This is a genomic window from Actinophytocola xanthii (assembly GCF_001921205.1).
In the GTDB taxonomy this organism is placed as follows: Bacteria; Actinomycetota; Actinomycetes; order Mycobacteriales; family Pseudonocardiaceae; genus Actinophytocola; species Actinophytocola xanthii.
Genome location: NZ_MSIE01000001.1, coordinates 299,405 through 314,341, shown reverse-complemented (window position 1 = coordinate 314,341; position 14,937 = coordinate 299,405). Strand labels below are relative to the sequence as shown.

Here is a 14,937-nt window from a genome sequence, read left to right as displayed (position 1 = left end):
AGGATTCCCGAGTCGAGGTTGTCATGCTTCCTGGCACCGACGGCATGTCGCTGGTGAGCCGCACATGAGCGAGCGGACCGGCATCGCGGTGCCCACGGAGATGCAGCACCCCACCGACTGGCTCAACCCGCTCCGCGAGCGCAACCTGCTCCCTGACGACACGGTCGCCGCCTTCGTCGTCGGCTCGGTCGCGCGTGGCTGGGAGAACGCCCGCAGTGACTTCGACATCTACGTCGTCACCACCGAGGAGGTGCGAACAGAGAGCTACAGCGCCGCCCTGATGTCGCTCGACCCGCCACGGGTGCGGAACGAGGTGTTCTTCGAGAACGACCGTCGCTGGGAGATCACCTACTGGCTGGAGCGCCAGTTCGACCAGATGCTCGCCAAGATCAGCTGGGAGAAGTACACGGGTGAGGTCTTCGCCGGCGAGATCCTCACGCCACGCGAGGAGACCTCCCTGGCCCGCCTCGTCCACTGCCGCCCGTTGCTGGGCAGCGAGTGGATCGAGGCCAAATGCGAACTGCTGAACCGGTCCGCCTTCCGCTCCATCGTCGTGGTCCGGTCGCTCGGCCTGGCCGATGACGCCGCCGAAGACGCCTTGGGCCAACTGGAGGCCGGGCATCTGGAAAGCGCGGTGTTGTCGGCCCGCCGGGCACTCGGCCACGCCGTCGACTCGCTGTTGGAGAGCGCGGGCGAGTACGGCAGCCATATGCCCAAGTGGCGACCCAACCGGTTCAGAGCGGCTGCCCCCGAGTTGCTCTCGTTCGAGAGTTACTGGGTACTGGAGACCATGCGGGACTACGACCCGGCCGACCCGCGATCGTGGGTCCGATCCGTGCTCACCATCTGCCAGGACATCGCGATGCGTGTGGAGACCGCATGAACACGGGCCATCGCGTGCCACGTCGAGTCCTCGGCGTCCGGGTCCGCCGGGTCTCCGGCGACCTGGTCATCGGCATCGACACGGACGCGTTGGAACTGACCGACGTGGCGAGGTTGATCTACGAATCGGCGGACGGGCGCAACCGCGTCGCCGACATCGTCGACATCGTCGCCGCCGCCTACGACGCCGACCCCGCGGAAGTGAGTGTGGACGTGCGTGAGTTCCTCGATGACCTCGCGGGCCGCGGTGTCGTCGAATGGGCGGTCGAGGAGCCCTTTCGGTGATCCGTCTGCGGGTGGATGACGACAGCCTCGGCCGAGTGCGGCTCGCGTTCAGCCCGCTGTGGGAGACCATCGGCAGCCTGGCGATCCTCGCCCGCTATCCGGGCGAGGCGCCGTCGCCCTACTCCCGCTGGGTCCGTGCGGTTCGCTGCGGATTGCCCCGCCACCTGGTGGAAGGCCTGGTGGAGCCGATGCGGCGCGCCGACCTGCCACTGTTCCCCCAAGGTTCCGTGCCGCTGCCCAGCCCTGCGCGCAGCACTCTCGAGGCCGAGCTCATGGAGATGCGGGTCCGGTGCGAAGGCAACTCCGCCGATCAGCTTTGCGGGTTCCTCGAGCAGTACTGGGACTGGGCGATCGCCCGGCACTGGAACCAGATGCGGACCTCGTTGGAGGAGGAGATTCTTTTCCGCGGCAGGACCGTCGTCGTGTCCGGGCCAGAGGCGATGCTGAACGAGTTGGGCGGACGGGTGCTGTGGTCCCGGCCCTTCCTGACCGCACCTTTCCACCGCGATCTCGAGGTATCGGTGACCAGCTCGCAACTGTTGCTGGTGCCGACCGTGTTCGCGGGCGGCGTGCGGCTGTTCCTGCAGGAGCCGGGTGTGGTGGCTGTCTCGTACCAGGCTCGGGCCACCGGCTTCTTCCAGGTCCTGACAGCGACCGACCGTGCCACCCCGACGGAGGATCGCCTGGCGCTTCTGCTCGGCAGCGGGCGAGCACAGGTGATGCGCGCGTTGAAGATGCCGCAGACGACCACAGCTGTGGCGACTTCGTTGGGAATGGCCAAGAGCACGGTGTCACAGCACCTGACGGTCCTGTCCGCGTCCGGCCTGGTGTGGAAGCTACGGCTCGGCGGACGGGTGTTTTATCAACTTGAGCACGGCGGCGCCGTCCTCCTACAGCGATTGGGGTACTGACATGGGTTTGGTTCCTGCGGGCGGTCCGGACGAGCTCCGGCCCACGTTGACCCGGCCCGATACCCGGTTGCACGCCTCCTGGCTCGCCGCCTACGCCGAGTGGCCCGCCGGGTCCCATCAGGACGGGGCTGGGCTCGGTGCCGACGATGATCCGACGAGCCAGGAAGGCTTCGCCGCCTGGGTCGCCAAACTGCTCCGTTCCGCCGATCCGGCGGTGGCACCGGCGCCTGGCCGGGCACACTCGACGTACTGGTGGATCACTCACGACGACATCTGTCTCGGCTCGGTCGAGCTTCGGCACGAACTCACTCCGCTCCTGTTGGAGGCAGGCGGGCACATCGGTGCCAGCATCTGTCCCCGGTACCGGCGGCGTGGTCTCATGATCTGGGCAGTGGACGCGGCACTCGAGCGGGCGCGGTCGCGGGGCATGGAAAGGGTGCTGTTGACCTGCAAGACCGGCAACCACGTCTCCGCCCGCGTGATCGAGCGGTTCGGTGGGGTGCTGGAGGACGTACGGGAGACCGTGATCGGTCCGATACGGCGTTACTGGGTAACGCTCTGATTCCCGACCGCTACTCGCCGTGGGCCGTGGTGGCCGGCAGGTGGTGGCCGGCCTGTTGGCGGAAGCCGTAGCGCCGAATGAGATCTGCCATCAGGCCTGCGGCACGAAGCGGATCGCTGCCGCGGGTGGTCTCGGTCGCGAGCAACAGCCCGTCGACACCCGCCTCGATGATGCCGCACAGATAGGCGAGCTCGGAACGAAGCGGCAGCCACGAGCCCTCGAGACCTGACAGCAGCTGGGTGCCGATCACGACCGGAACGGACAATCGCCGGCATTCCCGCACGGCGGTCGTGCACAGGGCGTGGAAGTCCAGCACGCCGCTGTCCATGAGCAGGTCACCACGGCCCACCAGCACGCTGTCCGCCGCCCGCGCGATCTCGGCGACATTGGCCACGCCTGCCCGGGTCTCTATCTTCGCGACGACGGCGTTGGCGCTTCGCCCGCCCCACCGCGCGCGGACCGGGTCCAGCATGGCCGCGTCCTCAGCGAACGAGACGATCGCCCCGGTGAAGGCCGAGTCATCCAGCTTCTCGAGCAGGGCAAGGTCCGCCTCGGCGTCCGGTGGCCGGAGTCGTCGTGACTTTCCCATCAGCCAGACACCCTTGCGCGGGGCGAGTACGCCGCCATCGATCGACTCGGCCACACAGTGGGTCCTGGCGGTGGACACCACCCGCGCCGCGATCTCACCGTCGCCGACGAGCAGGATGTCGCCGGGAACGATGGCGGCGCCCAGCTCCGGATCGGATAGTCCGAGCTCGGGCATGTCCGCGCTGTGGCCGGTGAGCTGCTGTGCGTACGAGATCCTGAACCGCGGCGTGGCGCCCAGGTCGATCGGGTCCGCGTTCGTGAACCGGACCTTGGCGCCGGGCAGGTCCAGGAGCAGCTCGACGGGCCGGCCGACGGCACGACCCGCCGCGTGGGCGTCCGCCGCCTGGGCCACGATCTCGGCAACGTCGAACTTGGAGACAGAGAACCGGAACCCGCTGACACCGAGGCGGATCAGGGCAGCCATGGTCTCCGGTGCGCGAGTCGCGGGGCCGACGGTCGCGATCATGGTCGTCATCGGAGCGAGGTCATCTCGGCGATGTTCTCGACAGTGCTGACCGTGCGTCCATCGGTGCCCATGTTCCCCTGCCCTGCGACCGCGGGATGTTGAACCCATCGTCATCGATGGGGGAGCGATGGGGCAACGCGTTGCCGCGCACCATTCTCGATGACCCGCATCAACGTGTTCGATGGCGACCGAGCGCGACGTGCCGGTTCAGCCGAAGTCGAGGCGCGAACGCAACGGGCTGAGCAGCAGGATGAGAGGTGCGAGCAGCGATCCCGCGCACACCAGCCACAGGGCAGGGTGCAGGCCGATCGAGTCCGCGACCAGGCCGCTGACCGCGGCTCCGAGGGGCATCGCTCCCCAGGAGACGAACCTCGTGGTGGCCATCACCCGCGACAGCAGCTCTGATGGGCTCTCCGTCTGTCGGTAGGTCCGGGTCAGAATGCTCCCGATCACCACGCCGGCTGACAGCCCGGCGTTCCCGATCATGAAGAAGTAGATGGTGTCGAGGCTGGTCGTGAAGGGGATGATCAGGGCGATCAGGCCGCCGGCCATGCTCGTGACGATCAGCGTGCGGGCGGTGCCCAGCCGTCGGGCGAGCCGTGTCGCCACGGCGGAACCGATCACCGCGCCGAGGCCGTTCATGGCCAGGACGAAACCAACGGTGGCGGCGGATGTCTCGGCGGCGCGCACCAGATAGACCGGGGTGAGCGCGATGAGGGCGATGCCGAAGAAGTTCGCCGCCGTTGCCCACCACAGGCAGGGGCCCATCACAGCGTGACGGACGACGAAGGACCAGCCCTCCTTGATCAGTTGGACTGGCTTGACGTGGGAGTTCCCGCTGGTGCCGGGTTCCGGGAGGGTACGCAGTGTGAGAGCCGAAACCAGGTAGCTGATGGCGTCGATAAGCAACGCGACGACCGGACCCATGACCTGGATGATCAATGCGCCGACGGACAGGCCGCCCGTCTCGTTCACCGCGTTCGTCCCGGTGATGAGGCCGTTGCGAGCGTTGAGCTCCTTCTTCTCGACGATCGCCGGCAGGAAGGTCAAACTGCCGATGTCGAACAGGACTCTCGCGAAGCCGACGATCAGGGCCGCCACCAGGAGTTGCGCGTACGTGAGCGCACCCAACCACCAGGTCAACGGTATCGAGCAGATCGCGGCGAGACGGACGAGATCCATGGTGACCAGCAGTGCACGCAGCGGGTAGCGCTGCACGATCACCCCGGCGGGGAGACCGAGCACCAGCCACCCCACCTGGCCCGCCGCGTTGAGCATCGTGACCTCGATGACGGAGGCGTCGAGGACGATCAGCGCGACCAGCGGGAGCGCGACCATCGTGACCGCGGACCCGAGACCACTCACCGTGGTCGCGAGCCAGAACCGGCGAAAGATCACAGCCGGGCTCATCCAGGGAGCGGCATCGCGAGTGCCGCCTGCTGGATCGGCTGTGGTCTTCACGTCGACACCAGCCTTGCCCTGGCGGGTCACTGGAGCACCATCCCCTCGGTCCTCGCGAGGTCCCCGGCGGAGTGTGCACCCCACAACCCTGCCCACTCGAAGGACTCCAGGGTCCGGTCGTCGTCGAGCGCTCCGGCCTCAGCGAAGTAGCGCACGACGGGGCGAGCGGCGTCGGCGATGGTGTGCTGAACCTTGAGCGGCGGCCACGATTCGGTGATGACCTGAACGGCCTCGTCGTCGGTCAGACCGATGCCTCGCAGGTGCCGGAAGGTCTGTTCGTAGTCCGGTTCGAGGTAGGCGTTGACCACGGAGGGGATGTGCGGCCCGACAGCCCGGCGTTCGCGAGGACTGAGCGCGGGCCAGAGGTGTTTCAGGACGGTTCGAAAGTACTGGTGATGCCGTCCTTCGTCCACGGCGTGGTCGCGGACCAGTTCGCGCACGCTGAAGGGCAGCCGTTCGTCACGGGGGATGTCCGACAGGATGCCGGAGATCAGCGTCTCACTGACGATGGCGAACAGCAGCGACTCAACGCCTCGTATGTCGTGCGGCAACTTCTCCCGCAGCTCGTCGAGCCGCAGGAGGAACGACGGAGCCGGGGCGTCCTCGGTGGCGTGGTGCGGGATGTTGGTGCTCGCCTCGATCTGCCGGACGAAGTCGTGCGAGAACTGCGCATGCCATGCCTCGTCAGTCACGATCTTGTACGCGTCGGCCTTCATCTGCGCGGGCAGGATCAGCCCGGATCGGCCTCGGCTGATCTTGGTGGCGACGGGGATGACCGCGAGGTTCTCCAGTTCGGTGGTGAAGTCCAGATAGTCGTACAGGCGCTGCAGCAGTAGCGCCTTGACGACCACCTCGCCTTTCGCGACGACCAACGGATGCAGGACGACCGGGTAGAGCTCCGGGGGGAAGAAGAGGTCCGAGGTCTCTTCGTCCGGAACGAAGTCCCGTCGAGGCCTGCGCCGGACGCTCGCCAGGTCCTCCCAGCGCTCGTACCGGCTGACGTACCCGGTCACCGCGGGCCGGGACGAGGCATCACCCCGCAGCAACTGCTCCTGAGCCATCCGCTGGTACATGTCCATGTCCTCACTCGCCGAATGTCAGAAGTCGTTCGCCGAGAAGGTTGTTGAGGTCGGACAGGACCTCGTCAGCACGGACGTCTGACTTGGCGAGCACCTCATCGAAGGGGGTGGCGCCGTCGATCAGACTCAACACCCGGAGGATGGGGCTGTCCTGTTCCAGGACGTACTCGATCTGACCAGCGTTGAGCAGGAACCACGACTCCTGGGCATCGGTGAGGAGCTGGACCTCCTCGGCCAGCGCCAGCACTCGGTCCGACGAGTGGTCCTGGTCGGCGTCGAACAGTTGGGTCTCCGTCTCGACATCGTGCGTGCTGGCCGCCGAAACGCTGACACGAACGGGTCCTGCGGACAGCTCCGCGAGACGCGGAGGAGTTGCCGCCATCTCGGCCAACAGGCCCATGTTGACCACACGCATCAGCATTTCCACAGCGGGCGTGTCCGTCACGCCGTCACCGAACTCGGCGAGCCTGTGCCGGATCGCGTCTCCGTCGAGGTACAGATCGGCGCCGGGTGCGGACAGGGCTCGATCGACGAGCTCGCTGTCGTTCCTGCGCAACACCCGGACAAGCATCTGATAGGCGTGCCAGGTGCCCGATCCGTAGAAGAACGGCCCCTTGGGACGTTCCGCGATCCGGGAAGGCAACCGGTCGCGCATTGCCTCGCGCAGGATCTGCTTGTCCCACAGAAGTTGTGGGCGCAGTCGTGCCGGGACCACCGCGGACAGCTCAACGAGCCGATGGTCGAGGAAGGGAACCCGGGCCTCGATGCCACTGCCCGCGGCGGTGCGGTCCTCATGCCACAGGTTGTACTGCTGGACCTTCGCGTACTGGGAATCCAGGTATGCGCGATACAAGTCCGTGGTGGTGTCACCGGTCAAACGGGTCAGGGCATCGTCAGAGAAGAAGTCATGCCCCTCGGACCACCAGCTGCGCAGTCCCGGGTGGAGGTCCAGACGAGTAGCGCGGTCCATGTAGCGCAGACCCGCCATAAAGGACTGCCAGCCGCTGTTACCGCTCATGTTGGGGGAGTAGCCGCCGTTGAACTCGTCGCTGGCGGCACCGAGCAACATGCCGCGCAGACCCGGACGCTCCGCTCGGGCGAACCGGTGCAACTCGTGCTTGTAGTAGATCTCGGGCCCAGTCATCGGCGTCTCCGCCAACCACACGAGTCGACACCATTCCTCGGGCGTCGGAACGTGATCGCGATCGAACACCACCTGGTGGTTGGGGACGCCCAGCGACCGGGCCAGCCAGCTCGCATGCTCCGCATCACCGTTGACCTGGGTGCCGCCGGACCGCGCCGTGAAGGTGTGGATGTCAGTCAACTGGGGCGCCGCCAGCGCCAGCACGGCAGCGGAATCGATGCCACCGGACAGAAACAGACCGAGCTCGGTGTCCGCGGTCGCGCACTCCTGGACCGAATGCTCCAGGGTGTCGCCATAGCGACGGATGAACTCCTCGGCGCTGACGCCCTCGTCGGCCTCGGTGGGCATCTCCCAGTAGCGATGAGTGTGGGTGTGGCCGTCGCTCAGATCGATTCGAAGGATCGTGGCCGCGGGAACGCTGTCGACACCCTCGAACCACGTGATGACCCCCTCGGGGCCACCCAAGCGGGCGGAGGCAGCCATGAAGGGGTTCGAGAGGGATCGCTCCCAGTCGAAGGAGCGTGGGGTCGCAGGGTCGGCGAACAGGCCCTTGATCTCGGAGGACAGCATGATTCGCTGGTCGTTCCGGTGATAGTAGAGCGGCTTGATGCCGAACCTGTCACGCGCGAGGATCAGCTGGTTCCGGGCGCGGTCCCAGAGGATGAGACCGAACATGCCGCGGACGTTCCGTAGGAATTCCAGACCGTGCTGCCGGTAGAGATACAGCAGCACCTCACAGTCGGAGCCGGTCTTGAGGCGCGTTCCGGCCGGCAGCTGTGCCGCGAGCTCCCGGTGATTGTAGACCTCGCCGTTGGCGATCAGGACGAGATTGCCGTCGTCGCTGATGAGTGGCTGGCTGCCGTCCTCGGGGTCCACCAACGAGAGCCGGGTGAAGGCGAGCCCCACCGGTCCCGTTCGCAGACATTCCCGATCGTCGGGTCCGCGATGGTGAAGTGTGTCCGCGAGCAGCGCGAGCAGCGCGTCGGCCTCGGGACCGAGATCTTGTCCGTCGATTCGGGCGATACCCGCGATTCCGCACATTGGTGTTCCTCACGACAGGTTCAGCCATTGGTGCGCGCCCTGCGAACCAGGGCGCGCACCAAACGGACGTCTCCGGAGCCGGCCTTACCTACGAAGGCCAGAAACTCGTTCGGCTCAGACGTTGGCCTTGAGCACCGTGGCCTGCGAAACCGTGCTGACAGTCGGCTTGGCGTACTTCTTCATGTTCTGTCACCTCCTTGTTATTGCGCTTTCCGGTTCAGGTGTCAGGCCTTTCTGTGTGACCTGCGCCCGTCCGGTGAAACAAGAAGACCATCCGTCGGCGGAAACGGTCCAGGGATTCGGTCCCCAACGAACACCTGCGGCCCCGCGATGATCCGAATCCCTCGCGACGCCTTGCTTGTGGCTCGGCGACCGGGTCGGCTCCGGCGCTGGCACGAGCGCGGTCCACACCCGTGACTTGCCCGACCCTTTGTCGGGGTCAAGGGGCGACCGCCTCGAGATCATGAGGCCGGCCCGGACGGCGGGAAGGAGACCGAAGGTGAAGAAGGGCCGGACCAAGACCCCCGCCGGCACCCGGCCCGTCGAGCTACCGGCGGGGATCGCAGTGCTCTACGAGGAGTTACTCGACAGCCGCCGGCACCCCTTGGTCCTGTGCACCCCGGAGGGCCGGCCGTGGCGACGGTCGAACTTCCGGCAAAACGGTACTGGCGCCCGGCCTGGGACGGAGTTAACCCCGACCAGCCCTACGCCGAGGGTCACGTGCACCGCGAAAGGCGCTGATCTGCCAAAGTCGGCCAAGGCCACCGACTCGGAAACCGGCGAGACCGGCCCCAGGCCCGTCGCGGCGACCATCACCACTCAAGGCACCAAGGACCTGGTCGAACTCACCATCGACACCGACGGTTCCGCCGGGGAGACCACCGCCACCCTGACCGCGACCGCAACCACCCCTTCTGGGTCGATGACGAAGGACGGTGGGTATCTGCGGGAGATCTGCAGGCAGAGGCAAACCTTCGCACACTAGTGGGCTCCGTCGACCTGGTCGCCGGTCGTCGTGAGCAGGGGTATCAGCGGGTCCACAATCTCACCGTCGAAGGCATCCACACCTACCATGTTATGGCCGACAACACGCCGGTGCTGGTCCATAACTGCGGCGGCGGAGAGGTTCCCCACTTCGGCTCCTATCCACGACCGGACGTCGGTTTCACCGGCGGGAACAAGATACATTACATGTTCGATGTCAACGGCAACTACACGAGGAGCTGGTAGGCGTGACGGGCGAACTCGAGCAGGTAAGGAGCTATTTGACTGGCTTGATACACGGATCAGTGGGCCGGGAAGAGAAGTTGCGAATTGGGCGATGGAACGCGTTAAAGATGAGTCGGCGGACTACTCGTCCCACGAAACCCTTTGGACGGCGCTCGACCGGCTGGCCGGCGCTGATCTGCAACAAGGCCCTGGCATATATTTGCATGATGAGGCAGATTTCCGCTCCTGGCTTGCTGACTTTGATCAGTAGACAAGTTGGCCACTGAGCTTTCCCCCGAATCATGGAGGGCTCCTGTATGCGGCTCGGTTGGCCGCACTGGTCTCGTAGCCGATCGCGGATTGCATGCCACAGAAACTGTCACGTCGTCGTCGATTGCAGAAGTCGACGACCCAGTTCCGAACGACTTGTCGCGCTTCGTCTCGTGTTGTGAAGTGATGTCTGGGGCAATACTTCGTGCTTAAGCATGGGCGGTAGCCGCGCTTGGCCAGCTCGACACAGGCACTCCGATATCGCCACTCGGTGAGTAGTCCCCGCTCGGCGAGGCGGTGAGCGAGCGGCATGGCTGATACCCGCCAGCGGCGGCTTGCTTCGATGAGCTGATCGGGGCTGGCGTTACGGAGGTTGTGTGCCAGGATGTCCGTCCTGGGCATCAGGAACGCGGCGGCGAACCGGTCGGCTTGGCGCTCCGCGTCCCGCCCTTGGGCTCGTTCGCGACCTTGATGCATGACGAGATGCCCGAGTTCGTGAGCCGCGTCGAAGCGCTGCCTTTCCTCGGTCTTGCCGGTGTCTACGAAGACGAACGGTTGGTTCTCGATGTAGAGGGAGAAGGCATCGACATCGCGGATCTCTTGTACCAAGGAGAAGACGCGGACTCCGTGGGCTTCGAGCAGGTGCACCATGTTCGGGATCGGTCGCTGGTCGAGATCCCATTGACCGCGAACGCGGAGAGCTATCGTCTCGATATCGTGTAAGGACGCATCGGTCGGCAGGTTCAGTGACGATACGTTAGCGGCTGGCAGGCGGTAGCGGTCTGAAATCCAGGCAGCGATCTCTCGTGCGATCCAGCTGGCGGCGAGTACCGCCTCGCGCCGGACGGCGGGAGTCTTGGTCAAGGCCCGGAAGCGCACGGCGTCAGCGGGTATCGGTTCGACCTCTGGCTGCTTGAAGAACTCGACCGGGAGTCTGAGCGTCTCGGCCAGACGGCCGGGAGACTCCGGCGTGGGTTCCTGGTGGTGTATGGCTTGGGTTGAGAAGCACGGATCGGGGTTTCGGGCCCGGTATCGGCTGCCGGATGGGAGTGTGCCGTCGGAGACCGGGTTCACCGATTATCGGGTGGCTGCTGATCGGGCGGCAGATGTGGAGTCCGAGCAGCGGACGGGGCGGTTCGTGGATCCGCGGTTGGCGCAGACGGTGTTCGGTGAGTGGGTGTGTCAGTGGGCCGGTGCGCTGGATGTGAGTGCGGCGACGTGGGCGAAAGTATGACGCGCATCTGCGGAACCGCATCCTGCCGCGGTTCGGTCAGCTGGGATTGGGGGAGGTGAGTCGATTGGCGGTGAAGGGCTGGGTCAGGACGTTGCGGCGGTCGTTGGCGGAGGCGACGGTGATCGACGTGGTGTCGTTGTTGTCGGCGATCTTCAACGAGGCGGTCGACGAGGAGTTGGTCGCGGCGAATCCGTGTCGGCGGCTCCGGCTGCGGGGCGGCGAGGACAACGAGCGTCCCATCGCGAACCCGGGGCAGGTGGCGGAGCTGGCAGCTCGGGTGTCGTCCTTGGACGGCGTGATGATCATCACCGCGGCCTGTACTGGGATGCGGTGGGGTGAGCTGGTGGGCCTGCAGTGGTCCCGCGTTGATCTGGCTGGCGGCGTACTGGTCATCGCTGCCGAGGACGGGGCTCGGCACGGCCGCAGGGTGGGAGCCGATCGTGCCGGGTCTGCATTTCCATGACCTATGTCATACGCACAAGACGCGGTTGATCGAGGACGGTGTGCCGGCGCTACTCCAGCGCAGCCGCCTCGGCCACAAGGCTCGCGACACGCCAGGCCGCTACTCACACGTCACCCAGCCCATGATCGACGCCATGCTGGTCGGACTGCAACGGCGTTGGGAGCACCATGGGAGCACGATTCCGGGTGACCACTACCTTCCCGCGAATGTGGTCAAGATCAGTTGCTCCCAATCTGCCCCACGACGCAGAAACGGCCTGCCGGTGATAATCACCAACAGGCCTTCTGACCAGCATTGATATCTGGTGGGCGATACTGGGATTGAACCAGTGACCCCTACCGTGTCAAGGTAGTGCTCTCCCACTGAGCTAATCGCCCGAGGCGGAGGCGGGAATCGAACCCGCGTACAGGGCTTTGCAGGCCCTTGCCTAAGCCACTCGGCCACTCCGCCGGTTGCCCGAGAGTATCCCGGGCGGTGCCAGGCTCGGACCAAGGGGCCAGGATTCGGTCCTGGGAAGACCGACCCCTCTTCGAGCGGACGACGGGATTCGAACCCGCGACCCTCACCTTGGCAAGGTGATGCGCTACCAGCTGCGCTACGTCCGCAGAACCACGCTGTTCCAGGAAGTTCCTGTCCCCCGTGGTGTGATCCGAACTCTATCCGATCCCCCATCCCCATCCCGCACCGGGGTCCGCCCCCGCGAAACCTCAGGTCAGGTCGGTGGAGATCAAGTGGGTGAGTGCCTCGTCGACGTCTACCCACAGGTGCTCGTTGCCTGGCACCACGACGTCGTACGTCCTGTCCAGGAAGTCGGCCAGTTCCTGGGCCGACGCCTCGAACACCGCGTGGCCCGAGGGCGAGCTCAGCTCGATCACCACGACCTCGGGGTCGTCCACCGCGGGTCGGATCCGGACATCCCCGTTACCCGCCTCGGCGATCAGTCCATCCGCCAGCAGGTCCCGGGCGAACACCCACTCCACCCAGCCGGCACGGCCGGTCCGGAAGGCCGCGACGACCGCGTACGGATCGCGCGTGTCGTAGCGCAGCTCGACCTTCACCGGCACCGCGGGCGTCCGCGGGGCCAGGAGGTCGAACACCGCCGTCGAGCGGAGCGTGACGTGGTCGTTGCGCATCGTCGCTACCCTTCTCTCCCTTCCCAGCCCTTCTGAACGACTGAGTCCCTTCCGTGTGACGGCTGGAGGGGCTCATTCGGTCAATGGAACACCCCAGTTCACCCAGATGGGTCAGCTTGTCGTTCCCAGGCGTCGGGGGAGCGACGCTCCGTGACGCTACCCCCGGCTTCTTCCATCCTCGCAAGAGGTGGCCGAGTCTCCATAGCCTCGTAGCTCGAATGTTGCTCATTCCCGCGGCTCTCCGGGGAGCAGGTGAACTGAGGGTGGCGAACCGGCAACGGTGCGAAACCACCACGAGGACGAGACGGAAGACCAGCGGAGACGCGCGGGCGGCCGTGCAACAGCGTGCCCACGCGACCATCCATTGCTGCCACTCGGGCAACCTACCGCAGGACAGGCCGCTATCAACGGGTCCGACGCGGATTTTGGAAAATTCACCAGTACAGAAATGTGAAAGACCCCCAGGTACCCGGGATGACCAGGGACTTGGGGGTCCTGCGTGGGCGATACTGGGATCGAACCAGTGACCTTTCCGGTGTGAGCGGAACGCTCTCCCGCTGAGCTAATCGCCCTCGCGACGGACGAAACAGTACCGGATGGCACTCTCGTCCCCCGCACGGGGGTCCGGCGAACGCACCGGGGCCCTGCCGGCGAAGCCGAGCCGGCAGGGCCCCGATCGGTCATCTCGCCAGGATCAGCGGCCGAACCCGGTCTGGGTCTGCACGTTCAGCTGGTCCATCCGCACCCGCTTGGCCGGGTCCGTGCGGCGATCGTTGATCTCCAGCACGTCGAAGCCCTTGCCCAGGTCGGACGAGTAGATGTACCCGTTGTAGTAGTACGCCGACCAGCTACCGCCACTGGTCGCGGGGTCCGCCGCCGGACCGCGCTCCCAGTAGCCGATCTTCTTCGGCCGGGCCGAGTCGGTGAAGTCCCACACCTGCAGGCCGCCCATGTACCAGGCCTGGACCATGATGTCCTTGCCCTTGATCGGCAGCAGCGAGCCGTTGTGTGCGACACAGTTCTCTTCGTCGGTCTGGAAGCGGTCGATCTTGAAGTAGCTCCGGAACACCAACCGCCGGTGGTCGCCGCGGCCCACGATGTCGTAGACGCCGTCGGCGCCGCGCTCCTGGCCGATCTCGGCGTTGCAGGTCGCCTCGCCGCCGCCGCCGAGCTCGTCGGTGAAGACGACCTTGGTGCCGGCGTTGTTGAACGTCGCCGAGTGCCAGAACGCGAAGTTCTCGTCGTCCTGCACACGGTGGATCTCGCGCGGCTGGAGCCGGTTGGAGATGTCGAACAACACACCGTCACCCATGCACGCGCCGGCCGCCAGGTCCTTCGACGGGTAGACGGTGATGTCGTGGCAACCAGTCGTGGCCGAGGTGCGCTCCGGGTACTCGAGCTCGGGCTCGCCCGGGTTGCCACCGTCCGGGAACAGCACCGGCGTGGCCGCGACCCGCGCCGCGGTCGGGTGGCGAAGCGGGACCTCGACGATCGAGATCTTGTCGTGCGGCGGCTGGCACTTCGAGATGTTGGCCGCCGGGCTGTACGAGGAGACGTACAGGTAGACGCTGCGGCCCCGCTTGTCCGGCACCAGCGTGTGGGTGTGCGACCCGCAGGCGGTCTCCACCGACTTGACGTAGCGCGGCGACCGCTTGTCGCTGATGTCGAAGATCTTGATGCCCTCCCAGTACGGCTTGGTGCCGTCTGGCTGGGCCTCCGACGCGCACGAGTCGTCGGTGCGCCGGGAGTCCGTGGACAGGAACAGCAGGTTCCCGACCACCGAGATGTCGTTCTGCGAGCCTGGGCAGAGCACGGACCGCACGACCTTGGTCCGCTCCGGCCGCTTGATGTCGTAGATGGTGAAGCCGAGGTAGTTGCCGACGAACGCGTACCGGCCCTGGAACGCGATGTCGGTGCCGGTGCCGCCCACGAGGGGGGCCTCCGGCGGCAGGTTCTTGAGGTGCTCGATGTTCGGGCTGCTGACCATCTCGTCAGGAGCCGGGAAGTCCTGCGCCGAGACCGCGGGCCCGCCGACAACCATGGCCGTCGCCACGGCTGCTGCCCCGATCAGCGCGCCTGACGCCCGACGGCGCCATCCCCGCAAGGTCGATCCCACTAGCTGTCCCCTCTCGGTTACGTCAGGAGAGGACATTATGACCAGGAGCGTCGGCAATAAACTAGCTCAATACGACTACGGTCCTGAACAGAT

Annotated in this window: 14 protein-coding genes and 4 tRNA genes; 7 read left to right on the top strand and 11 right to left on the bottom strand. The window is 66.1% G+C overall.

Annotated features, from left to right (window positions below):
* Nucleotides 1-64: 64 nt before the first annotated feature.
* From BU204_RS01580 to BU204_RS01565, 4 genes are read left to right on the top strand one after another with little or no spacing between them, the layout of a single operon-like run.
* On the top strand, nt 65-883 hold the full coding sequence (locus BU204_RS01580) for a nucleotidyltransferase domain-containing protein (RefSeq protein ID WP_075123657.1): 819 nt from the start codon (nt 65-67) through the stop codon (nt 881-883).
* Complete coding sequence (locus BU204_RS01575; RefSeq protein ID WP_075123656.1) at nt 880-1,167, top strand: PqqD family protein; 288 nt, start codon at nt 880-882, stop codon at nt 1,165-1,167. The genes BU204_RS01580 and BU204_RS01575 overlap by 4 nt, the downstream gene beginning before the upstream one ends.
* Nucleotides 1,164-2,078, top strand: coding sequence for an ArsR/SmtB family transcription factor (locus tag BU204_RS01570; protein WP_075123655.1), 915 nt, complete (start codon nt 1,164-1,166; stop codon nt 2,076-2,078). Before BU204_RS01575 ends, BU204_RS01570 begins: the two co-directional genes overlap by 4 nt.
* Nucleotide 2,079: 1 nt before the next feature.
* Complete coding sequence (locus BU204_RS01565; RefSeq protein ID WP_083660904.1) at nt 2,080-2,640, top strand: GNAT family N-acetyltransferase; 561 nt, start codon at nt 2,080-2,082, stop codon at nt 2,638-2,640.
* Nucleotides 2,641-2,650: 10 nt separating this feature from the next.
* Here the strand turns inward: BU204_RS01565 and BU204_RS01560 are convergent, their stop codons facing one another.
* The 4 genes from BU204_RS01560 to asnB form a co-directional block, all read right to left on the bottom strand.
* Nucleotides 2,651-3,703 carry a pyruvate kinase gene (locus tag BU204_RS01560; RefSeq protein ID WP_075123654.1) on the bottom strand — a complete coding sequence of 351 codons (1,053 nt, stop codon included), beginning with the start codon at nt 3,701-3,703 and terminating at the stop codon, nt 2,651-2,653.
* Between the two features lie 198 nt (nt 3,704-3,901).
* Nucleotides 3,902-5,185, bottom strand: coding sequence for an MFS transporter (locus BU204_RS01555; RefSeq protein WP_198942725.1), 1,284 nt, complete (start codon nt 5,183-5,185; stop codon nt 3,902-3,904).
* Nucleotides 5,182-6,228, bottom strand: coding sequence for a diiron oxygenase (locus BU204_RS01550; RefSeq protein WP_158073379.1), 1,047 nt, complete (start codon nt 6,226-6,228; stop codon nt 5,182-5,184). The genes BU204_RS01555 and BU204_RS01550 overlap by 4 nt, the downstream gene beginning before the upstream one ends.
* A gap of 10 nt (nt 6,229-6,238) precedes the next feature.
* Nucleotides 6,239-8,419 carry an asparagine synthase (glutamine-hydrolyzing) gene (gene asnB / locus BU204_RS01545; RefSeq protein ID WP_075123651.1) on the bottom strand — a complete coding sequence of 727 codons (2,181 nt, stop codon included), beginning with the start codon at nt 8,417-8,419 and terminating at the stop codon, nt 6,239-6,241.
* A 499-nt stretch (nt 8,420-8,918) separates the two neighbouring features.
* Here asnB and BU204_RS42135 point away from each other — a divergent pair, with 499 nt between their 5' ends.
* Nucleotides 8,919-9,404 carry a hypothetical protein gene (locus BU204_RS42135; RefSeq protein WP_332888562.1) on the top strand — a complete coding sequence of 162 codons (486 nt, stop codon included), beginning with the start codon at nt 8,919-8,921 and terminating at the stop codon, nt 9,402-9,404.
* Nucleotides 9,374-9,649 (top strand): hypothetical protein, encoded by a 276-nt coding sequence (locus tag BU204_RS01535; protein ID WP_233159014.1) that lies wholly within the window; start codon nt 9,374-9,376, stop codon nt 9,647-9,649. Before BU204_RS42135 ends, BU204_RS01535 begins: the two co-directional genes overlap by 31 nt.
* A 279-nt stretch (nt 9,650-9,928) precedes the next feature.
* Here the strand turns inward: BU204_RS01535 and BU204_RS01525 are convergent, their stop codons facing one another.
* Nucleotides 9,929-10,972: an ImmA/IrrE family metallo-endopeptidase gene (locus BU204_RS01525; RefSeq protein WP_143229235.1), complete on the bottom strand. Its 1,044-nt coding sequence runs from the start codon at nt 10,970-10,972 to the stop codon at nt 9,929-9,931.
* 278 nt (nt 10,973-11,250) lie between these two features.
* Here BU204_RS01525 and BU204_RS01515 point away from each other — a divergent pair, with 278 nt between their 5' ends.
* Nucleotides 11,251-11,595: a site-specific integrase gene (locus tag BU204_RS01515; protein ID WP_143229234.1), complete on the top strand. Its 345-nt coding sequence runs from the start codon at nt 11,251-11,253 to the stop codon at nt 11,593-11,595.
* 302 nt (nt 11,596-11,897) lie between these two features.
* Here the strand turns inward: BU204_RS01515 and BU204_RS01510 are convergent.
* The 6 genes from BU204_RS01510 to BU204_RS01485 form a co-directional block, all read right to left on the bottom strand.
* Nucleotides 11,898-11,972, bottom strand: a tRNA-Val gene (locus BU204_RS01510).
* Between the two features lies 1 nt (nt 11,973).
* Nucleotides 11,974-12,045 (bottom strand) — tRNA-Cys (locus BU204_RS01505).
* Nucleotides 12,046-12,127: 82 nt separating this feature from the next.
* Nucleotides 12,128-12,200 (bottom strand) — tRNA-Gly (locus BU204_RS01500).
* Between the two features lie 102 nt (nt 12,201-12,302).
* Complete coding sequence (locus BU204_RS01495) at nt 12,303-12,728, bottom strand: SsgA family sporulation/cell division regulator (protein WP_075123646.1); 426 nt, start codon at nt 12,726-12,728, stop codon at nt 12,303-12,305.
* A gap of 500 nt (nt 12,729-13,228) precedes the next feature.
* Nucleotides 13,229-13,300: transfer RNA gene (locus BU204_RS01490), tRNA-Val, on the bottom strand.
* A 122-nt stretch (nt 13,301-13,422) separates the two neighbouring features.
* Nucleotides 13,423-14,880, bottom strand: coding sequence for an LVIVD repeat-containing protein (locus tag BU204_RS01485; protein WP_143229233.1), 1,458 nt, complete (start codon nt 14,878-14,880; stop codon nt 13,423-13,425).
* Nucleotides 14,881-14,937 lie beyond the last annotated feature (57 nt).